Consider the following 20,584-nt stretch of genomic DNA (forward strand, 5'->3'; position numbering starts at 1 on the left):
GTCACGCCGCCGTAAAGGTCAACACGCCAGCACTGGCCATCGACATCTCATAGGTCGCCTCACCGTTGTGGCTGCCGGCATATTCGATGGCAGAGATTTGAAACGGACCTTCCACCACTCCAAAATCAGGGATGATGACCTGGAACCCAGGCGTCTCACCGTCAAAGAATATCTGCCGAGCCCGTTCGTCTGTGTTGGCATCCTTAAATACACCCGACCCGGTGATGGCGGCCGATTTCACGCCAGCGCCCGCCAACAACTCACGCCAACCACCCTGACTTTCAAGCGAGGTCACATCCACGCTTTCTGCGTTGAAACTGATCCGGGTGGCGCGCAATCCGGCCACGCTCTGGAACTGTCCGTCTCCGGTCAGATCAACCTTGATCAAAAGATCCTTGCCACTTTGTGCACCCATAGCTCTGTCTCCGAATTTCAGGTTTGATTGTCTTCAATGCGCGCGCGAAACCGCAGATCGATCCGTCTCAGATTCTTGCTTGTGTCCCGCTTGGCAACCGCCCGATCGAAGGTCAGAAAGACCACTCGACCGCGCGCCAAATTCAATGTGTCGGCCATCATTGCATCGCTGATCGCCACGGCAGTCGCTTTGGCTTTGCCAAATCCACCTTTGTCGCTGACCACCGAAACCACAAACCGATGCTCCGCTGCACCGCCATCAGCATCTGAACGATCCACGACAGTTTCTGTGCCCAGCGAAACATAAATCGGGGGCACCTTACCGGCGGGCACCTCATCAAAGATCGCGTTCCCCACAAGGGCCGCCAATTCCGTGTTTGCCACCAACCTCTGGTAGACCGCCGCTTGTAAGGCCGCTCCGGCTCCATAGCTCATGCTGCGTCCTCCTCAACTGCGTGACACACCAAATACCGCCCCTGTGGATCCGCCTCTGTCACCGCCTCAATTGCAAACACACGCGCACCTTCGCGAAACCGGCAATCTGGCGTCGGCCGTGCTGTTGTTCCCACCGGCGCAGCGCGCACTGTGATTTTGTATTTTGCGCTGGACAGAGACAAATCACCGCCATCGCGTTCCCGACCACTGCGCGCGCGCATCTCCGCCCAAACCGTGCCCAGTTCCTCCCAACTGTGGGTAAACCCGCCGGCCCCATCTGGCGCCGTTACGGCACGCTCCAGCACCAACTGGCGCGACAATGTCACCGCTATTGGGCTCATTGGACCGCCCCCAAACCCATACGCAGCGGACGATACCGCTCCAAAAGGCTGGTCACACCAAAGGGCATACAGCCTTCGCTCAGCGTGGTTTCCTGTCGGAACTCATAAAAATGCGCAGCAAGCAAAAACACCGCTTGCTGTAAATCCGCCGGGACATCACTCCAGGCTGCGCCAAACCCGGCCACAAACCGAAGCGTCACACTTCCGTTTTCTGGAACTTGTGGCAAAGAATTTGACACGCCACGCACGCGTGGGTGGTGTGTGTCCTTCACCAATTGGTAAGCGCTCGCCGCAACGACAACTTCACTGCCTTGCGCATCCGTTAGACCGATATCCGTCACCGCGCTGACAGGCGCCACCGGCAACGCTTGTGCAGCCCCGTCACGCCACCCATACAGCGTCCAGGCATAGGCACGCTCAATCAAAACCTTGCATGTGCGCGCTTCAACCGCGCTCATCGCCGCCTGCAAAAAACTCTCAAGCAGACCATCCTGCAGGCTGTCCTCTGTAAACCCGCTGCCAAGACGCAAGTGCTCTTTGAAGGCGGCCACCGGCAAAGCGCCTGGCGGCACAGAGGTTTCTTCGACTAACATCATGGAAAAACTCCAAAGTTTTGCTCGCCAACATGGAGGGCGCGCGTCCTCACGTCGCTTTAACGGAGGGGGTCAGCCAGACAACGTGACGCAGTCCGACGCGCGCCCAGGTGCGAAGACATGCCCCGCACCCAGCTCAAGGATCAGCTCACCGCAAAGCGCAGAAGCTTGATTGCCGCAAAGTCGCTGACGTCGCCGCCAATGCGCTTGGTTGCATAGAACAATACATGTGGTTTGGCGCTGAACGGATCGCGCAGCACCCGCAAATCAGGGCGTTCCGCCACCGTATACCCGGCCGCAAAATCACCAAATGCAATTGCGTCCGCGCCACTGGCCACATCAGGCATATCCTCAGCGATCAACACCGGATAGCCGAGCAATCGCGCAGGCTCTCCTGCCGCCAGTCCGTCAGACCAAAGGAACCGCCCGTCCGCGTCTTTAAGCTTGCGTACCGCTCCCGCCGTTTTTGAGTTCATCACAAAGCTGCCGTTCGCCCGGTACTGCGCTCCCAGCGCATAAACCAAATCCACCAACGCATCGCCGCCATTGAAATCGCCGTCCACACCCGTGGCCACATAGCCAAGGTTGCCCCAGCTCCAACTGGCATTGGCCGTGGTTGGGTGGGTCAAAATGCCGGTCGGCTTGTCGACACCATCACCGCCGATAAATGCAGCGGCTTCTGCGCGGGCAAATTTGTCCGCGATACGGCCAGCAAGCCATCCTTCGATGTCAAACGCGCTGTCATCCAGCAAACGTTGCGACGCTTTGGGCAGGGCAGACAATTCATGCAGAGGAATCGAAATCCGCTCAATTGCGGAGGTGCCTGTTTCCGCAGTGGCGGACGTTTCGTCTGCCCAGCCTGCTTCGACATCCGTACTGTCGATCAGGACGTCAAACGAACCCGCTTCTACGGTCACGACATTGGCAATGGCACGGATGCTGGCCGTGGCGTTGAGCACCGACTTGATAGTGTCGGCGGTTTGAGGATCTACCAAGAAACCGCCATCGCTGTTCACGGTCGAAGACATCGCTTTGCCCTCTAGGTCCAGCCCACGCAGGCCATCGTCTTCACCGGTACGCAGATAGGCATCAAATGCCTTCTGATGTGGTGCATCAAAATCTGCTGAGGTCGCCAGCAAAGGGCGCGCTGCGCGTGTATCCAATTTTGTGCTCTTGCGCTCTAACATGGTCAATCGCTCTTTCTGTTGCTGCATTTCCGCGTGAATATTTCCCTTTAGGGCATTGAAATTAGAGATGAACTCCGCCACGGCAGACTTCATTTCATGGATCGGAGACACGCCTTCCCCAATCCGAGACTCGGTCTCGGTCTTACTCATTGATCTGTTCCCGTTCTTGTCTGCGGCGCTTAAGTCTGCACCATCTGTCGGCTCGCATCCGAAAGGAGGGTTGCCATTTCGCGCAATATCTCCAAGGAGGTGTCTTCCTTGGCGGTCAGCCGCGCACTGGGCAGCATCGGAAAGGTCACCAGCGACACCTCCCAGAGCTCCAGTTCCTGTAAGAGCCGCTGGCCCTTGGTGGTTTTTGAGGCCCGTTTGGTCCGATACCCAATTGAGAGCCCATCAAGCGCTCCAGCCGCGATCAACGCCGCTGCCTCACGCCCCTTGGCGACGCTGTCTAAAAGACGCCCTTTGACCCAAAGCCCTTTGTTGTCCTCACGTACCTCATCCCAGATGCCAATCGGTTGGCTTGGATCGTGCTGCCACAACATTTTCACCTGACGTCCACTGTCTTTCAGCGCCTTAAGCGATGCGCTGTAAGCCCCGGCCAGCACCGTGTCTCCACTCTGGTCAGCGGCGCCAAACAAGCTGGCATATCCAGCGATCACATGGCCATCCTTCACCGCAACGCTGTCCCCAAAGCGGGCAAATTTTGTCTCCAACTCCGTCATCTCGTTCTCTCTCCCACTCATGGCGTCACCGTCAAAAGCGATTGCAACGCCTGTGCCACGACCACTGCGACCACACCGTAGACCGCCAACCAAAGCCGTTTTTCGAGCCGTTCGATGAGCAATTCAATCTTGTCCAACCGCCTGTTCAAACTATCAAATTGCAACTTGGCCACTCTTTCATGCGCTTCCAACCGCAGTCCCGGCGCGCAATCAAATCGTTCAAACCCAAACCGCGGATCACCCATCCGCGCCCTCATCTGCCAACGCAGGCAATCCCAACAAGGCGCGTTTCTCCGTCTCTGAAAGGAAATCTGCCTTCGCCACACGGGCCCATTGCGCGTCTCGCTCCGGTGCCAAAGCAGGCACCTGATCCAGATCGGGTTTCAGCTGCAACGCCTCACCGATGTGGTCCGACAGCCAGTGCCCCACCGTCGCCACAACCCTCTGCGCCAGAGGCAACACCGTTAGACGGTAAAAAGCGCGGTTGGCCTCCTGATAATTGGCATAAGTCGCATCGCCGGGGATTCCCAACAACATCGGGGGCACGCCAAAAGCCAGAGCAACTTCACGCGCAGCGGCTTCCTTGGTTTTTTGGAATTCCATATCGCTGGGCGAAAACCCCATGGGCTTCCAGTCTAAACCGCCTTCTAACAACATCGGTCGGCCCGCATTGCGCGCGCCTTGATGGTGGCTTTCCATTTCTCCAACCAAGCGATCATATTGATCAGAGGACAAGCTGCCCTGCCCCTCTTGGCCTTTGTAAACAATTGCACCCGACGGGCGCGCGGCATTGTCCAAAAGCGCTTTGGACCAGCGTGACGCACTGTTGTGCACATCCAACGCCATCGCTGCCGCCTGTAAAGGAGACAACCCATAGTGGTCGTCCTGCGGGTGAAATGTTTTGACATGGCAGACGGGCGATACATCCCCGACCGCAAACCGATGTTTGCGCCCACCCACTGCATATTCATAGCCAACCGGCCAGCCATCGGCGCCTGGGATCACGCTCATCCGATCAGAGCGCAGCACATGCAGTTCCGCTGGTATCCCGTCGTCGTGACCACCCACGGCCTCTACATAGCCATTGCCGGACAACAAAAGCTGCCCGTAGAGCATCTCAAACAGCTCCGCATAGCCCTGTCCGCCATTGGGGCGCGCCAAGAGTGCTAGCACGGGGTGCTGCTCAAATCTTTGGGTGCCATCCTGCAAAACCAACGGCAACGCGGCCGCTGCTTCGGCAATCATCCGCACCGCGCGAAAGCCAACCGGGTTGGCAGCAAAGCCCGTCCGTGTCAGCGACACAGTGTCCCTCGGGCTCCACGCCACCCGGCCTGCCCCATGCCAGGCAAACACCGGCCCCGCCGCGCTTGCTTTTTGCTGTGGTGCTTGCGCTTGTGACCTGCGCTGAAACATCTTCCCTAGCATTCTTTGCCGCTCCCGCTTTTGGGTGATCACCCTTTGGGCAATCCCGATCGCCTCGCTATGTCCGCTTTGGACAAGAACAGTTCTCCCGCATTTTCTTTAAATTGATCCTTCCCCTGCGCCCGCAGCCCGTTGCCTTACAGATTGCGCAATCGAGGTCTCCGCCAATGCGCAGCCGGCGCCACAATCAACTCATGCAAAGCCCACACAAGTGCATCCACGCGATCCGGGCTGCCTTTGCCCACAAAGCCCTTTTGCGTCATTTCACACATCTGATCTTCAAGCGGGCCAAGATCGCGCATGTGGCTGATCCGTCCCTGTTCATAAAGCGCCGCAACAGGCTCCGCGCGGGCGGCTTTTCCCCGGCTGGCGCGGACGGCTTTATAAGGCACCATGGGATCAATCTGATTGATCACCGATTGCACCAAATCTCCGCCCTGATTGACCTCCGCCACCAACCGGTCTGCGCCCCAAGTCTCCATTGCGGTCAAAGCCACGCGCGCCCAGCCGTCCGGACTGGCAGCGCGCACACTCACATCATCAAGCACCCAGGCCCGCCAATCCTGAACCGGACCACTGGTACACGCTCCAACCACAACAATCCCGCATTCATCTGACCCCGCATGACCACTCACCGGCGGATCCACTGCCACCACGATCCGGTCCAGCTCCGGCAACTTATCTACTCGGATCGCGTCAAGCTGCGCACGGGTCCAAAGTGCGCCCTCCGCGTCTTCCAACAACGTGCCGTCCAACTCTTGGCGGCCCAAACGGGTACCCGCATAACGCGCCTCAACTTCCTGCAAAAAGCTATCCGCCAGATTGGCACGGTTCGCCTCCGTCGGAGCGCTGGTCTGCACCGTGCTTGAGACTTTCAACAACTGCTTTAAAACACCCACATTGCGCGGTGTTGTTGTCACCACCTGACGCGGATTGTCCCCAAGGCGCAGCGCAAATTGTAGCATGTCCCACGTCTCTTGCGCGTTGCGCCATTTTGCCAACTCATCCACCCAAGCTGCGTCAAACTGGGGCCCTCGCAGACTTTCTGGGTCATGAGCAGAAAACGCCTGTGCAACCGCCCCATTTGGCCAAACCAAACGCCGCCGTCCCGCCTCCCACACCGGGCGGCGATCGGGGGGCGCACAGGCGATCAACCCGCTTTCCCCAAACACCATCACCTCCCGCACCTGATCAATGGTTTCCCCGACCAAGGCCACACGCCGCGCCGCACCCGTATCCAGCGGTCCGGCGCCCTCGACCATGGCGCGCACCCACTCTGCCCCTGCGCGGGTCTTTCCTGCCCCTCGACCGCCAAGGATTACCCAAGTCTTCCAATCCTCCTCAGGCGGCAGTTGATGTTCCATCGCCCAAAACTCAAACAAATACGGCAGCGCCAAAAGTTCAGTCTCGCTCAGACTGTCCAGAAATCCCTGCTGCACCTCGACAGGTTCGGAGGCGATCCAAGCGGCACCCAATCGAAGATCGGGCCGCGTTGAGATCGAGGGGGGCACAACCAGCTGTGCTACGGGTTCTTGCATCGCGTTCTTCAAAGTCTGTCTCCATCAAAAGGGCCAACCGAAGGCATTGGCGCGTGTCTCCCAAAACGTTCAATACATCGGCGATCGCAGCAGACCTTTCCAACCGCAACGCGCTGTAAACCCGCAGCAATTCGTCCGAAAGATCGCGCAACGTCGCGCGAAGCACGCTGAGTTCGGGATCCAGCGCGCGCCCACCGTTGGGCGAAAAATGGTGTGTCATTGGTGCTCTTTGCCTCTCATGCGCAGTTTCCCCTCCGCATAAGTCATTTACGTGCCTAATTTGCAGGCGAACCTGCCAATATTATGCGTGATCCAGCATGGGTGAAACATGGTTCAACCAGACACGAAAGTAAAGTTTTTTAATATTATCAATACGTTAAACCAAAGATCGCAGGCCGTTGCCCATCTAAACAAATTGTTTCCAAAGCTGGTCCTTGTGGCCGTATTTGTGCCTTGATCCCAACCTAATATTTACTTCGGTCAGATAGACTAAAACGGTCAAATAGGGGTGACTCAAATGGACAATGCTGCCGCATCCACCATTTCGCCTGCCACTTGGCGAAAACGTAAGTGGCACCTTAAGTGTGGGCTCGCTGTCGCGTGTTTCTTTGGCACGGTGCAAGCCGGTCCAGCAACGGACTCCGCCACCACAACATTTCAACCCGCGACACCAATTACGTCGGAACCGCTGCTCGATTGATAAAAATCAACGATCCTAAAAACAAAAACGCGGCGCTCATAGGCACCGCGTTTTGTTGTTTCTGACCGTTGAAACTTTACTGATTGGCCCGCTCTGCCTCGATCTGACGCCACCGCGCAACGTTCTGGTTATGCTCCGCCAAAGTCGTTGCAAACGCATGACCGCCGGTGCCATCTGCCACAAAGAAGATATAAGGCGTCTGATCTGGATTGGCCGCAGCTTCAAGGCTGGCCCGCCCCGGATTGGCAATCGGTGTCGGAGGAAGCCCTTCGATCACGTAGGTGTTCCACGGCGTTTCCCGACGCAGCTCACTTTGGCGCAATCCGCGCCCTAAAACGCCAACGCCTTCTGTCACGCCGTAGATCACTGTAGGGTCAGTTTGAAGGCGCATGCCACGGTCCAAGCGATTGGCAAACACACTTGCGACCTGACGCCGCTCTTCCGCAACACCAGTCTCTTTCTCAATGATCGACGCCAGAACAAGCAGCTCCTCAGGCGAATTGAGCGGCACATCTGCGGACCGGCTTTCCCACGCTGCATCAAGTAAAATCACTTGTGCATCCTGCATCCGGTCAATCACACTCTGGCGGCTGTCTCCCACACGCACTTCATAGCTGTCCGGCGCCAAAGCCCCTTCATCAGGCCGCTCAATATCCCCACTGAGCAAATCAATGTTGTTCAGAGAGTCCATAACCTGCCAGCTGGTCACACCTTCCGCCACCGCAATGCGATACCGTGTGTCAGCTTCGGCGCGCACACGTGTATATTCGGCGGGTGCATCACTTTCCGCTGGATTAAAAGACGCCACCTCAACAAAGCTGCCGGTCGCGGGATCAAGCTCTCGCACTTGCACCGTTTTGCGGGTCACGCCAACGCGATACACCACCTCGGTGCCACAGGTGCTTGCGCCACCGCGGGTCACAATATCGACAATCTCTTCCATCGACGCGCCCACCGGCACCAGAAATGCGCCCGCTTTCAATTTGTCTGCTTTGTCTGAATAGTCCGCCCCCAAACGAAACAAGGTTCCGCTGGCAATAGCATCTTTGTTTTCAAGATCTTGAGACACGCGGCTCATGTTGGATCCGGGTTCAACACGCAGACACACCGGCGCCGTCAGCGGCCCTTCGGCACGATAAGTCGATTGGCCAAAAAGGATGACGCCCCCCAAAAGGAAGAGCGCCACAATAAGCAAGGTTAGTGCGTTAGACGCAACAGCGCGCCACATCAGTCAACCTTTCCAAAGATCACCGATGCGTTGGTGCCACCAAATCCAAAGCTGTTGGACAGCGCCACATTGATTTCGCGTTCAACTTTCTTGTTTGGCGCCAGATCAATCGCTGTTTCCACCGCTTGGTTGTCGAGGTTGATGGTCGGCGGTGCAACCTGATCCCGGATCGCTAGGATCGAGAAAATCGCCTCAATCGCGCCAGCAGCCCCCAACAGGTGTCCGGTCATCGATTTGGTCGAAGACATGGTCACCTTGCTGGCGTGCTCGCCCATCATACGCTCTACCGCGCCCAGCTCAATTGTATCCGCCATGGTCGATGTGCCGTGCGCGTTGATATAATCCAAATCTTTTGGCTCTAGCCCGGCTTTCTTAAGCGCCGCCCGCATGGAACGTTCACCACCCTCACCGGTCTCCGAAGGAGCCGTGATGTGATAAGCGTCGCCCGACAAGCCATAACCCAGAACTTCGGCGTAGATTTTTGCACCGCGCGCCTTGGCGTGCTCATATTCTTCCAGCACAACAATGCCGCCGCCTTCGCCCATGACAAACCCGTCACGATCCGCATCGTAAGGGCGTGACGCCTTGGTCGGGTCATCCGCACAGCCTGTAGACAGGGCCTTGCAGGCGTTAAAGCCGGCAATGCCAATTTCACAGATCGCGGCTTCTGCGCCGCCTGCAACCATCACGTCAGCATCATCAGAGGCAATCAAACGTGCGGCATCACCAATCGCATGCGCGCCCGTCGAACAGGCGGTCACCACGGAATGGTTTGGACCTTTGAAGCCGTACTTGATGCTCACCTGACCAGAGATCAGATTGATCAACGCGCCGGGAATAAAGAACGGCGACACACGACGTGGGCCTTTTTCCGCCATCAACAGCGTGGTCTGCTCAATGGACTGCAACCCGCCAATGCCGGAGCCGATCATCACACCAGTGCGTTCCAGAGACTCGGTGTCTTCTGGCATCCAGCCGCTGTCTTGCACCGCCATCTGCGAGGCCGCGAGACCATAGAGAATAAAATCATCGACCTTGCGACGCTCTTTGGGCAGCATCCAGTCGTCTGGATTAAACGTGCCATCGCTGCCATCGCCATAAGGAACTTCGCAGGCATACTTTGTGGTGACCCGTTCTGGATCAAACCGAGTGATCGTGCCCGCGCCGGACTGACCGTCCAGAATACGAGACCAGCTTTCTTCCACTCCAGAGGCAAGTGGGGTGACCAGACCGAGACCGGTGACTACTACTCGACGCATTTCATTGCTCTCCTAGCCTTTGGCAATTTGCCCATCCAAATAGCTTGGAATGACTATGGCGCGCAAGGGCGGCTGAGCAGGGATTCACCGATATGCCCGCCCAAGCAAAGGAGATTGTCATAAAAAGTCAGCCACAGCCTCTGGTTCTGGCTTGGCAACCGCCAAAGCCTCCTCAACTGTCATCGTCTTGCGAAACAATGCGCGACCAACCAATGCGCCTTCAATGTTGGGAATATACTTCAAACGTGCAATGTCATCTGCGCTGCGCACAACACCGCTGGCCGTCACCGGCCACTTACTCTGTTCGGCAAGTCCCGAAATCAATCCAAGCTGAGCCTCAACATCGCTCATGTCACTGTCGATATCAGTGACCACAATGCCAGCAAATGGCGCATCGCCAAATGCCGCGATATACGCCGCAGGATCAAACGCGCCCGCCTTGCGCCATCCCTCCGTCATCACTTGCCCCTGCCAGATGTCCACGGCCAAAACAATCTGGTCAGGATGCGCATGGGCCAATTGCGTGGTGGTTGCCGGATCATAAGCCGCCAACGTCCCCAGAACGATGCGGCCAGCGCCTTTGTCTATCCAATGCTCCACTTGTTCGCGTGAACGCAGGCCGCCCCCCAACTGCACGGGTGTGCCCGCCGTTCGAATGATCTCTTCGACCAATTCGGTGTTGGTATCTTCGCCCTGCACAGCATTGAAATCCGTCAAATGCATCCACTCGGCACCCGAGGTGGCAAAACCCTTTGCCGTCTCAATCGGGTCCACGTGCCAAACCTGCGGGCTGTCTAAGTTGCCCTTGTCCAAGGTCACGCACCGACCGTCCAAAAGCTCTATTGTCGGGTAAATCATCATGATGGGGTCCTCCTCAACAACGCTTGCTGAGGTCAGGGTAACACCCGATTGCAGGGATCACGCACTAAAAACGGCGCGCCCACCGATATCCGCGACTTCGGACCTTCCAAAGCAAAACGGCGCCTCCCGAAGGGAAGCGCCGCCTCAAAACTAATATCGCCGATAAGCTTAGGAAGCTTCGGTGATGAACTTCACGGCGTCGCCGAAGGTCTGAATGGTCTCAGCAGCGTCGTCTGGGATCTCGATGCCGAACTCTTCTTCAAAAGCCATTACCAGTTCCACAGTGTCGAGGCTGTCTGCGCCCAGATCATCGATGAAAGATGCAGCTTCGACAACTTTGCCTTCTTCTACACCCAAGTGCTCTACAACGATCTTTTTTACGCGGTCTGCGACGTCGCTCATGTCAATTCCTCATTCGTATTGGGCAATTTGGCCCGTTTGATCTCCCACCCACCCGGGCGGGGCTGATTTGTGCCCCATCCGGGACGGCTTTAATCCGGTGGTCCCGGAAGGTCTCCATATGCCCTAAAACTAAGGCACCCGGAAAATACTCGCCGCCTATAGCACATCCGCTTCACAACGCAAACGCTTTCCCCAGCGACAAGGAAGGCCCCCCAAAGGGAGCCTTCAAGGTTCACAACATGGCCATGCCACCGTTCACATGCAAGGTCGAACCGGTCACATAACCAGCTTCAGGGCTTGCAAGGTACAGCACAGCCGCCGCAATTTCTTCTGCGGCCCCCATGCGGGAGGCAGGAATCTGTTTGTTGATCGTGTCTTTCTGATCATCGGTCAGCTTGTCGGTCATCGCGGTCGCAATAAAGCCCGGAGCAATTGCGTTGGCTGTGATACCACGGCTTGCCACCTCATAAGCGATGGATTTGGTCATGCCGACCATACCGGCCTTCGACGCTGCATAGTTCACTTGGCCGGGGTTTCCGGTGGCGCCCACAATCGAGCTGATGTTGATGATCCGGCCCCAACGGGCTTTCATCATTGGGCGCATCACACCCCGGCACAACCGCATTGCGCTGGTCAAGTTCACGTCGATCACGCTCTGCCATTCATCATCGCTCATGCGCATGAAAATCTGGTCCCGCGTGATGCCCGCGTTGTTCACCAAAATATCGACGCTGCCCATCGCCTCAATCGCCTGTTTCGGAAGCGCATTCACAGCTTCGGAGTCACTCAGATTACACGGCAACACATGTGCCCGCTCTCCAAGTTCGGACGCCAACGCCTCAAGCGGCTCCACACGGGTACCAGACAAGCCTACGGTTGCGCCTGCCTCATGCAGGGCTTTCGCAATTGCGCCGCCAATACCACCAGACGCGCCAGTCACGAGTGCGGTTTTTCCAGTCAGATCAAACATATCTTTGTCCTTGTCCTTTAACCCTGAAGCGCTTCAACAGCGGCTTTCACATCATCCGGCGTGCCAACGGCACGCACAGCATTGCCACGATCTATTTTGCGGATCATTCCAGACAGTGCTTTGCCAGCCCCGATTTCCCAGAATTCCGTCACGCCGTCAGCGCTCATCTGCATCACCGATTCGCGCCAGCGCACCGACCCTGTCACCTGCTCCACCAGCAGCTTCTGGATCTCAGCCGGATCACTTACAGCGGCGGCGCGCACATTGGCAATCACCGGCACCGCCGGCGCTTTGATCTCAACACCTGCCAGAGCCTCCGCCATGACATCCGCTGCTGGCTGCATCAACGCACAGTGGAACGGGGCACTCACCGGCAACATCACCGCACGGCGAGCGCCTTTTTCCTTGGCAATTTCTGCCGCCCGTTCGACAGCTGCTTTGGCCCCGGACACCACAACCTGCGTCGGATCGTTGTCATTGGCAGCCTGGCAAACGTCGCCCTGCGCTGCCGCATCAGCAACCTCTTGAACCGCTGCAAAATCCAACCCCAAAATGGCGGCCATCGCGCCAACGCCAACAGGCACAGCTGCCTGCATGGCCTCGCCACGGATGCGCAACAAACGGGCGGTATCGCCGATCGACAAAGCACCCGCTGCCGCCAGTGCCGAATATTCACCCAATGAATGCCCGGCCACACAAGCTGCGGCGTCAATGTTCACACCTTCAGCTTCCAGCGCCTTCATCGCTGCCAATGACGTTGCCATCAGCGCCGGTTGTGCGTTCTGCGTCAGTGTCAGCGTGTCTTGATCACCATCCCAGATCAGCCCGCTCAGGTTCTCACCTAAGGCAGCATCGACTTCATCAAACACCGCTTTGGCGGCGGGATAGGTTTGGGCCAAGGCCTGCCCCATTCCAATGGTCTGCGCCCCTTGTCCAGGGAATACAAATGCACGGCTCATTCTTGGCTCTCCTCGCAAATCTTTGGTTGGGCATAGCGCGCAAGCCACGTGCACGCAACGTCAATAGACTGTTAATCCAGTGCTATGCGCAGCCGCGCACCCGCCATGTGCACCAATGCAAGTTGCGCACAGCGCAGACAATTGCCACTGTCACAGAAAGCAAATACGAGGATTCCAATGTCGCGCACCAACACAACCGCCCGCTATGGCAGTGTCGCCAAGACATTTCATTGGCTCACAGCTCTTTTCATCCTGACCGCGCTCGCGATTGGATTTATTGCGCACAACGCGCCTTATGAAGACAGCGCGCAACTCGCGATCAAAGCCAACCTGTTCTCGTTGCACAAAACTGTAGGACTGGCTGCTTTCTTCACGGCGCTGCTCCGCATTCTCTGGGCCTTCACCCAACCGCGTCCCAAACTCCTCAATGGCGATCACAAACTCGAAGCCCTGGCGGCGGAAACCGCCCATTGGGTGCTCTATGGTGCGATGGTTCTGGTGCCGCTCACCGGCTGGACACACCATGCGGCCACAACCGGCTTTGCGCCCATCTGGTGGCCATTTGGGCAATCCCTGTTCTTTATTTCAAAAGATCCCGACTTGGCCGCCACACTTGGCGCGCTGCACTATGTCTTTATGATCCTGTTGGTGCTCACGCTGCTCGCGCATGTGGGTGGTGCTATCAAACACGCCATCATTGACCGCGACAAAACTCTGCAACGCATGCTGCCTGGCACTCCAGTGCTGCCTGATGTGCCCGCTCAACAACCTGGCCATTTCCTGCCCATTGCTGGTGCTGCGAGCGTCTGGGCGGTTGTTCTCTATATCGGTGCGTTTTCCGGCCTTTTTGCCCACGACCAAAACACCGGATCTGCTGCGCAACTCGCCGAAGTCTCATCCGATTGGCAGGTCCAATCCGGCTCCTTGGAAATCGCCGTTCAACAATTTGGCGCCGAAGTCAGCGGTGAATTTGCCGACTGGACCGCCCAAATCGCCTTCGATGAAGCGGCGACTGACGGCAAATACGGCGACGTCACGGTGACCATTTCCATTGGGTCTCTGACACTTGGTTCTGTGACCAACCAAGCCCTTGGCGCGGACTACCTCAACGCAGAAGGCTTCCCGACAGCGACCTTCACCGCGGACATCCTACCCGCAGAAACAGGCTACATCGCTGAAGGCATCTTGAACCTGAGCGGCCATGACGTGCCCACCACCCTGCCTTTTGCTCTGGTCATGGACGGAGACACCGCCAACATGACGGGCTCTCTGGAGCTTGATCGCCGCGCCTTCCATGTGGGCGACGACATGACCGATGAAAGCTCTCTGGGCTTTGGTGTCGCGGTAAATATCGCGCTGACGGCGACTCGAACGGAGTGACCTCAGACGCCCAAGGCATTGCAGGCCAGCACCCGATCACGTGACGGTGCTGGCAGATTTATCTTACAAAGCTGCAGAGCAGGTTTGTTGTAGGTAGAGCCACAGCACAAGAGGCCCAGCAAGCGTCACAGCGATCAAACACCAGTCTACCAGGTTCTTTTCGTGAGACCGTGTGCCCAAAAGCACCTGGATGGCTTCGACAAAAGGCAGCTTTCGCACCACAATCGTGTAAATCAGATTGAGGGTGCAGCACGCCACAAAAAGGGCGACAGGCAAAGACCCTGTTTGTTCGAGACATTCCATAGACAACATGATGTCACCTTAAACCAACTAAGTGCTTTTAAATCAATCGAAAAGCCGGAGCGAACAGCCCGTTTTGAAATGCCGAATTCGTCAAAAAAAAAGGCCGCCCAACCGGGCGGCCTTCTCCGTGAGTGATGGTGGAAGTCTTACTCCGCCTTCATAGCTTCTACAGAAATCTGCACAGCCACTTCGTCCCCAACGAAGGGCGCGAAGTTGCCGACGTCATAGTCGGTACGTTTCAATGTGGTGGTTGCGTTGAAACCCGCCCAAGGTTTTTTCGCCATTGGGTGCTCGCTTGATGCGTTCAGCTGTGCGTCCAGAACCACAGATTTGGTCACGCCATTCAGGGTCAGATCGCCGGTGATCAGCGCCGTGTTGTCGCCCGTCACTTCGATGCCAGTGGACGAGAAGCTCACCAGTTCATCGTCTGTTGCGCCAAAGAAGTCGTCGCTCATGATGTGGCCGTCACGTGCTTCCCAACCAGTGAACATCGATTTGACAGGCATCGACACGTTCACAGAGCTTGCCGCGGGGTCTTCCTGATCAAACATGATCTCGCCTTCAAAGCCTGAGAACATGCCCCAAGTGGTCGAATAGCCAAGGTGGTTATAAGAAAACAGAATCTGGCTGTGCGATGCGTCCAGCACGTATTTCTCAGGTGCAGCAACAGCAGATGTCGCAGTTACAGCGGCCAAAGCCAATCCGGCAGCAAAAAGGGTATGTTTCATCAAGATCTCTCCAAAGTTGGGTAATTGCATGTTCATGCGGATTATGTGCCCACAAGACGCGCAATCTCAATTCCACGTAAACCCACAACTTATGTGCTTATGTGAACAATTCCGTGATCTGAAACGCGCAAAGCCGCACATAGTGCGGCTCTGGACCTCATTTCAACGTCGGCAGCAGTGAATTAAATCGGCAAAACCGCTTGACTGCGCAGCTGCGCGATTGTGTCAAGCCGTGCATGCGCGCCGTCAATCGGCAACGCCACGGTCACACGTCCATCCATGCCGAAAACCTGCAGCATATGATCCGACACGTCGACTCGCATAATATCTTCGTAGTTCAGGGACTTGATCACATGTTTGCCGCTGCGTGGCAGGCCTTCGTAGACAAGAAGCTGGCGATTGCGTTGATCAAAGTGAAGCTCCCGGCGCGGTTTGTCCGTAGCGATCTGTGTCATACCAACGCCCGCGGTCACCAACAGGATAGACACACCCATTTTTGACAAGAGGATATAAGGAGTCAAATCCAGCCCCGGCACCAACCACAGCCCGACACCTGCCAAAATAAAGGCAAATCCAAACACCATCGCAGTCGCGCGAACAGAAAGAGAAGGCCTTTTGCCCTCCACCATCGCCACGCGCGATTGATTGTCTTCAGCGAAATTGGCAAGCGCCACCATTTTCCCGATCTCCCGTTGGCTCATTCGAGCAATCAAACAGCGGGTTCTCCCGCCTTTGATATGACCTTCCGGTTGAAATCGGGCGACAATGCGGCGCTTTGTGGAAACTCCTGTGTTGCTATGAAAATAGGCACATCCCGCAGAGATCACGTTTCGTCTTTGGGTTTGCTCCCAGCCACACTGGTTGCACAGCCGAAAAAATGACGTTTCAACTGAACATCCAAGTCTTCGGCCTTCAATGCTTCTGCAAACTGCGCACAATCCCCAAAGTTTCGCGTGTAAGCACCGATCATACTGAAATCATCGGCTCCGCGTAAAAAGAGCCGCTCTATCAATGGCAAAACACGGTCAATGGCAAAACACGGTCCAAATAGAAACGGTAAACAGGACGCAAAACCCATGTTTTTGGATCAGAGGCCTCAATCAATGCAAACTGCCCACCCCGTTTCAATATGCGCGCGATTTGACCTGCCAAAATCACATGCTGCGCCTCATTGAAGGTCTTCAAGCCGAAACTCGACACAACAACCCAAAACCAGCCAGACACACAACTGTCTGCGACCCGTCTTTGACGGCGGACCAATCCGGACGCATGTACCAAAAGTGGCGTATCGATTCCGCGCTTGCACCCTCTGCAATTTCCGCTATACAGCGCCATCCTTTTGCAAAAGCTTGAACCGCGCAGTCTCTCGTGGGTGGGGTGCAAAAGGTCTAACTGCCCCGCTCTTTGAAATGCGCCCATAAATTGAATGGAGAGCACATGCCACTGTATGAGCATGTTTTCATCTCGCGCCAGGACCTGTCCAACGCGCAAGCAGAAAGCCTCGTGGAACACTTCAGCACTGTTGTGGCTGACAACGGCGGGTCCGTTGTTGAGTCTGAGTACTGGGGCGTGAAGACCATGGCCTACAAAATCAACAAAAACCGCAAAGGCCACTACGCCTTCCTGAAGACCGACGCGCCTGCGCCTGCGGTTCAGGAAATGGAACGCCTGATGCGCCTGCATGACGACGTGATGCGCGTTTTGACCATCAAGGTTGATGAGCACGCCGAAGGTCCTTCGATCCAGATGCAGAAACGTGACGAGCGTGGCGACCGCCGCGAGCGCCGCAACTAATCACTTTAGGAGAGGACATTAAGTTATGGCTGCAAAACCATTTTTCCGCCGTCGCAAAGTCTGCCCTTTCTCGGGTGAGAACGCGCCGAAGATCGATTACAAAGACACAAAGCTGCTGCAGCGCTACATCTCTGAGCGCGGCAAGATCGTGCCATCGCGCATCACAGCCGTGTCCGCAAAGAAACAGCGTGAGCTGGCCCGTGCAATCAAACGCGCGCGCTTCCTTGCACTGCTTCCATACGCCGTGAAGTAAGGAGAGACTGATATGCAAGTTATCCTTCTGGAACGTGTGGCCAAGCTGGGCCAAATGGGTGAAGTTGTAGACGTGAAGCCGGGCTATGCTCGTAACTTCCTGCTGCCCCAAGGCAAGGCATTGACCGCCTCCAAGCACAACATCGCAGGCTTTGAAGCGCAAAAAGCGCAGCTCGAAGCCCGCAACCTGGAAACCAAAAAAGAAGCCGAAGCGCTGGCAGAGAAACTCGATGGCGAACAGTTCATCGTGATTCGCTCCGCGTCTGACGCTGGTGCTCTGTACGGCTCCGTCACGCCACGTGACGCTGCTGATGCGGCCACCGAAGCTGGTTTCTCTCTGGATAAGAAACAGGTTGCTCTGGCAAGCCCAATCAAAGATCTGGGCGTGCATGCGGTACACGTGAACCTGCACCCTGAAGTGCAAGTCACAATCAACCTGAACGTTGCCCGTTCTGAGGAAGAAGCGGAGCTGCAAGCTTCCGGTAAATCCATTCAGGAACTGGCCGCTGAAGCAGAAGCAGAAGCAGAATTCGAAATCGCCGAACTGTTCGACGATATCGGCGCTGCTGCCTCTGACGACGACGATTATGCTCCGGAAGCGTCCGAAGCAGAAGAAGCCCCTGCCGAAGAGCAGTAAGCTTCACCAGCGAAATCTTCGCAGAGCCGCGTCCGGGTGCACCTGGGCGCGGCTTTTCTTTTGTCCAAACCTCAGCGATCTACGCGGACTCTCGCGCATCCCAAGCCATTGAGCAATAATCACTTTCCTGCACCCGTTTTGCGCCCATACTGAAAGTCTGCACGCCTCAGGAGGCCACATGACTCACGCAATTCCCCGACGCACACTGTTACTTATGTTGGCCAGCCTGCCTCTTGCCGCATGTGCAAGCCCAAAGCCACCCACGCCATTTGACCCACCGCTTTATCCCAACGAAACGCCGGCACTGCGGGCGCTGATCAACCAATACGCGGATTTCTACGACGTCCCGCGTGATTTGGTCCATCGTGTGATCATCCGGGAAAGCACCCACCGCCCTTGGGCCACCAACGGTCCGAACATCGGCCTTATGCAGATCCAGCTGCCCACGGCACGTGGCATGGGATACACCGGCAACCGTCAGGGCCTTCTGGATGCAGAAACAAACCTCACCTACGCCGTGAAATACCTCAAAGGCGCCTTTCTGGTCGCAGACGGCAACTATGACCGTTCGGTGTTTCTTTACGCCAAGGGATACTATCCAGAAGCCAAACGCGCAGGATTGTTGAAAGAAACTGGCCTCGCCCCCTAACGCGCCTTGGCACCGGGTAATCGCCAGACTATTCTCGCCTTATATTATTTTAGCTCTTGAGGCCCGTCCGTGAGTACCGATTCCGAAGCCATCAGCCTTCACCCCTTAGCGCCGCACCATTTGCCCAGCTTCATCTCCGACGCCACGGGGTATGATCCAATGATGACCAACGTCGGCATTTTTGCCGTTGTGATGGTTTTCCTTTTGGTCACCTTCTTTTTGCATCTGCATTCGTTGCCTGAAAAGCTGGCCCATCAAGTTGGCGCAAACCAGCTACAGATCGTGGGGGTGCTTGCGTTGATCGCTCTGTTTACCCACAACAACCTCTATTGGGTGGCTGCGCTGCTGATCGCCCTCGTTCAGATCCCCGACTATGAAACGCCGTTGGGCCGCATTGCCGCTGCACTGGAAGCGTTCAAACCGGCCCAGCCTGCCTCCCCTGAGGGCTTGCTCTCGGCTGACGCTGGCACATCTGTCTCTGAGGATGTCGACACGCAGGATGATCTCACTCCCAACAAAGATGCGGAGGCCTGATCTATGCTGGAATTTATCTGCTGCTCGATGCTCACCATCCTACCTGACTATCTGTTTCGCCGTTACTGGCAGGGCAAGCATCTCGGAAAAGACATCACTTTGTTTTCAATGTGGTACGAGCTTCGCTACGGGCTCAGCGCCTGTTTTATCCTGACTGTCAGCTTGATTACGCTGATCTTCTATTTTCACCCATCGACAACCAGCGTGTCGTCCTATTTCCGCACAGTGACTCTGTTGCCAGAAACGCCCGGCCGTGTGGTCGAAGTGCTGGTCAAAAACAATCAAGATGTCAAAGCCGGGGACGTGATATTCAAACTGGATGACAGCAGCCAGCGCGCCGCCGTCGCCACCGCGCGCGCCGCCATTTACGAAGTGGATGCCGCAGAACTTTTGGCCACCGACGATCTGCGCGTGGCAAAGGCCAATCTGGACGCTGCCGAAGCCGCGTTTGAGCAAACCAAAGATGAGTTTGAGCGTAAAAACACCCTGTTTCAGGAAAACTCACCCGCTGTGACCGTGCGCGAAGTTGAGCGCCTTGAAAACTTGATACAGGAACGCCTCGCCGCTGTAGACGCGGCGCATTCTGCGGTGGAGTCTTCAAAGCACCGTCTAGACACGCAAATTCCCGCCCAGCGTGATAGCGCAGAGGCGGCCTTACATCAGGCTGATGTGGCTCTGTCCAAAATGGTCGTCTATGCGGGCGAAGACGGTCATATTGAACAATTTTCGCTTCAGGTTGGGGATTACATCAATCCAATTCTACGCCCGGCTGGTCTTCTCGTGCCCGCTGGCAGCGGAAAAGGCCGGTTTCAGGCAGGGTTTGGTCAATTGACAGCACAAGTCTTGAAGCCCGGCATGCTGGCGGAAATGTCTTGTATTTCCAGCCCAATGCGGGTGACCCCAATGGTGATTGTCGATATTCAAGACGTGATCCCTTCTGGCCAAATTCGTCCAACCGACAGTCTGCGCGATCCCCAAGACAACAAACGCCCCGGCACCATCATCGCCTTTTTGGAGCCGCTTTACGAAGGGGGAACAGACCACCTGCCTCCGGGCAGCCAGTGTGAAGTCAACGCCTACACAAGCAACCATGACCGCCTGCAGGATCCTGACATCGGCACCGTCGAATTTGTCGCGCTGCACGTCATTGATACGGTGGGATACGCGCACGCGCTGATCCTGCGGTTCCGCGCAATTCTATTGCCGTTCAGAGTGCTGGTGTTCTCAGGCCACCACTAACCACCCCTCTGCCCCGGCCCACAGCCGGGGCATCACA

Annotated in this window: 27 protein-coding genes; 7 read left to right on the top strand and 20 right to left on the bottom strand. The window is 56.4% G+C overall.

Annotated features, from left to right (window positions below; genetic code table 11):
• Position 1 precedes the first annotated feature (1 nt).
• From ABWV47_RS02370 to fabD, 15 genes are all read right to left on the bottom strand, one after another.
• Positions 2–415 carry a phage major tail protein, TP901-1 family gene (locus ABWV47_RS02370; RefSeq protein WP_353308240.1) on the bottom strand — a complete coding sequence of 138 codons (414 nt, stop codon included), beginning with the start codon at positions 413–415 and terminating at the stop codon, positions 2–4.
• Between the two features lie 17 nt (positions 416–432).
• On the bottom strand, positions 433–849 hold the full coding sequence (locus ABWV47_RS02375) for a DUF3168 domain-containing protein (protein ID WP_353308241.1): 417 nt from the start codon (positions 847–849) through the stop codon (positions 433–435).
• A complete protein-coding gene (locus ABWV47_RS02380) occupies positions 846–1,190 on the bottom strand; it encodes a head-tail adaptor protein (RefSeq protein WP_353308242.1) in 345 nt (114 codons plus the stop codon). Before ABWV47_RS02380 ends, ABWV47_RS02375 begins: the two co-directional genes overlap by 4 nt.
• Positions 1,187–1,786: a head-tail connector protein gene (locus ABWV47_RS02385; RefSeq protein ID WP_353308243.1), complete on the bottom strand. Its 600-nt coding sequence runs from the start codon at positions 1,784–1,786 to the stop codon at positions 1,187–1,189. Before ABWV47_RS02385 ends, ABWV47_RS02380 begins: the two co-directional genes overlap by 4 nt.
• 140 nt (positions 1,787–1,926) lie before the next feature.
• A complete protein-coding gene (locus tag ABWV47_RS02390) occupies positions 1,927–3,120 on the bottom strand; it encodes a phage major capsid protein (RefSeq protein WP_353308244.1) in 1,194 nt (397 codons plus the stop codon).
• Positions 3,121–3,149: 29 nt separating this feature from the next.
• A complete protein-coding gene (locus ABWV47_RS02395) occupies positions 3,150–3,713 on the bottom strand; it encodes an HK97 family phage prohead protease (protein WP_353308245.1) in 564 nt (187 codons plus the stop codon).
• Complete coding sequence (locus tag ABWV47_RS02400) at positions 3,710–3,937, bottom strand: GTA head formation protein, RCAP_rcc01685 family (protein ID WP_353308246.1); 228 nt, start codon at positions 3,935–3,937, stop codon at positions 3,710–3,712. The genes ABWV47_RS02395 and ABWV47_RS02400 overlap by 4 nt, the downstream gene beginning before the upstream one ends.
• Positions 3,930–5,117: a phage portal protein gene (locus tag ABWV47_RS02405; RefSeq protein ID WP_353308247.1), complete on the bottom strand. Its 1,188-nt coding sequence runs from the start codon at positions 5,115–5,117 to the stop codon at positions 3,930–3,932. Before ABWV47_RS02405 ends, ABWV47_RS02400 begins: the two co-directional genes overlap by 8 nt.
• A gap of 134 nt (positions 5,118–5,251) precedes the next feature.
• Complete coding sequence (locus tag ABWV47_RS02410; protein WP_353308248.1) at positions 5,252–6,652, bottom strand: DNA-packaging protein; 1,401 nt, start codon at positions 6,650–6,652, stop codon at positions 5,252–5,254.
• Positions 6,653–7,428: 776 nt separating this feature from the next.
• Positions 7,429–8,580, bottom strand: coding sequence for an endolytic transglycosylase MltG (gene mltG, locus ABWV47_RS02415; protein ID WP_353308249.1), 1,152 nt, complete (start codon positions 8,578–8,580; stop codon positions 7,429–7,431).
• Positions 8,580–9,839, bottom strand: a complete 1,260-nt coding sequence (fabF, locus tag ABWV47_RS02420; protein ID WP_353308250.1) for a beta-ketoacyl-ACP synthase II — start codon at positions 9,837–9,839, stop codon at positions 8,580–8,582. Before fabF ends, mltG begins: the two co-directional genes overlap by 1 nt.
• 117 nt (positions 9,840–9,956) lie before the next feature.
• Positions 9,957–10,700, bottom strand: coding sequence for a 1-(5-phosphoribosyl)-5-[(5-phosphoribosylamino)methylideneamino]imidazole-4-carboxamide isomerase (locus ABWV47_RS02425; RefSeq protein ID WP_353308251.1), 744 nt, complete (start codon positions 10,698–10,700; stop codon positions 9,957–9,959).
• Between the two features lie 168 nt (positions 10,701–10,868).
• A complete protein-coding gene (locus tag ABWV47_RS02430) occupies positions 10,869–11,102 on the bottom strand; it encodes an acyl carrier protein (RefSeq protein ID WP_209356079.1) in 234 nt (77 codons plus the stop codon).
• A 232-nt stretch (positions 11,103–11,334) separates the two neighbouring features.
• Positions 11,335–12,072, bottom strand: a complete 738-nt coding sequence (fabG, locus tag ABWV47_RS02435; protein ID WP_353308252.1) for a 3-oxoacyl-[acyl-carrier-protein] reductase — start codon at positions 12,070–12,072, stop codon at positions 11,335–11,337.
• Positions 12,073–12,089: 17 nt separating this feature from the next.
• A complete protein-coding gene (gene fabD, locus ABWV47_RS02440; RefSeq protein WP_353308253.1) occupies positions 12,090–13,031 on the bottom strand; it encodes an ACP S-malonyltransferase in 942 nt (313 codons plus the stop codon).
• Positions 13,032–13,208: 177 nt separating this feature from the next.
• On the opposite strand from fabD, the gene ABWV47_RS02445 reads away from it, so the two are divergent.
• Complete coding sequence (locus ABWV47_RS02445; protein ID WP_353308254.1) at positions 13,209–14,411, top strand: cytochrome b/b6 domain-containing protein; 1,203 nt, start codon at positions 13,209–13,211, stop codon at positions 14,409–14,411.
• Between the two features lie 63 nt (positions 14,412–14,474).
• Here ABWV47_RS02445 and ABWV47_RS02450 read toward each other — a convergent pair whose 3' ends face one another.
• The 5 genes from ABWV47_RS02450 to ABWV47_RS02470 all read right to left on the bottom strand — a co-directional run bounded on the left by ABWV47_RS02450 (position 14,475) and on the right by ABWV47_RS02470 (position 16,897).
• Positions 14,475–14,723 (bottom strand): hypothetical protein, encoded by a 249-nt coding sequence (locus ABWV47_RS02450; protein WP_353308255.1) that lies wholly within the window; start codon positions 14,721–14,723, stop codon positions 14,475–14,477.
• 137 nt (positions 14,724–14,860) lie between these two features.
• On the bottom strand, positions 14,861–15,442 hold the full coding sequence (locus ABWV47_RS02455; protein WP_353308256.1) for a YceI family protein: 582 nt from the start codon (positions 15,440–15,442) through the stop codon (positions 14,861–14,863).
• A 182-nt stretch (positions 15,443–15,624) separates the two neighbouring features.
• Positions 15,625–16,143: a hypothetical protein gene (locus ABWV47_RS02460; protein WP_353308257.1), complete on the bottom strand. Its 519-nt coding sequence runs from the start codon at positions 16,141–16,143 to the stop codon at positions 15,625–15,627.
• Between the two features lie 122 nt (positions 16,144–16,265).
• On the bottom strand, positions 16,266–16,520 hold the full coding sequence (locus ABWV47_RS02465) for a hypothetical protein (protein ID WP_353309608.1): 255 nt from the start codon (positions 16,518–16,520) through the stop codon (positions 16,266–16,268).
• Positions 16,451–16,897 (bottom strand): class I SAM-dependent methyltransferase, encoded by a 447-nt coding sequence (locus tag ABWV47_RS02470; protein ID WP_353308258.1) that lies wholly within the window; start codon positions 16,895–16,897, stop codon positions 16,451–16,453. Before ABWV47_RS02470 ends, ABWV47_RS02465 begins: the two co-directional genes overlap by 70 nt.
• Between ABWV47_RS02470 and rpsF the strand changes: the two genes are divergently transcribed.
• From rpsF to ABWV47_RS02500, 6 genes are all read left to right on the top strand, one after another.
• The gene (gene rpsF / locus ABWV47_RS02475; protein ID WP_353308259.1) at positions 16,880–17,236 is read left to right on the top strand and encodes a 30S ribosomal protein S6; all 357 of its coding nucleotides are present in this window, start codon (positions 16,880–16,882) and stop codon (positions 17,234–17,236) included. The two genes, ABWV47_RS02470 and rpsF, sit on opposite strands and share 18 nt — an antisense overlap.
• 25 nt (positions 17,237–17,261) lie before the next feature.
• On the top strand, positions 17,262–17,489 hold the full coding sequence (gene rpsR, locus ABWV47_RS02480; protein WP_009805008.1) for a 30S ribosomal protein S18: 228 nt from the start codon (positions 17,262–17,264) through the stop codon (positions 17,487–17,489).
• A gap of 12 nt (positions 17,490–17,501) precedes the next feature.
• Positions 17,502–18,125: a 50S ribosomal protein L9 gene (gene rplI, locus ABWV47_RS02485; RefSeq protein ID WP_353308260.1), complete on the top strand. Its 624-nt coding sequence runs from the start codon at positions 17,502–17,504 to the stop codon at positions 18,123–18,125.
• Positions 18,126–18,303: 178 nt separating this feature from the next.
• A complete protein-coding gene (locus ABWV47_RS02490; RefSeq protein WP_353308261.1) occupies positions 18,304–18,774 on the top strand; it encodes a transglycosylase SLT domain-containing protein in 471 nt (156 codons plus the stop codon).
• Between the two features lie 69 nt (positions 18,775–18,843).
• On the top strand, positions 18,844–19,308 hold the full coding sequence (locus tag ABWV47_RS02495) for a hypothetical protein (RefSeq protein WP_353308262.1): 465 nt from the start codon (positions 18,844–18,846) through the stop codon (positions 19,306–19,308).
• Between the two features lie 3 nt (positions 19,309–19,311).
• Positions 19,312–20,547: an HlyD family secretion protein gene (locus ABWV47_RS02500; RefSeq protein WP_353308263.1), complete on the top strand. Its 1,236-nt coding sequence runs from the start codon at positions 19,312–19,314 to the stop codon at positions 20,545–20,547.
• The last annotated feature ends 37 nt before the right edge of the window (positions 20,548–20,584 follow it).

Source organism: Shimia sp. NS0008-38b (assembly GCF_040370365.1).
Taxonomy (GTDB): domain Bacteria; phylum Pseudomonadota; class Alphaproteobacteria; order Rhodobacterales; family Rhodobacteraceae; genus Shimia.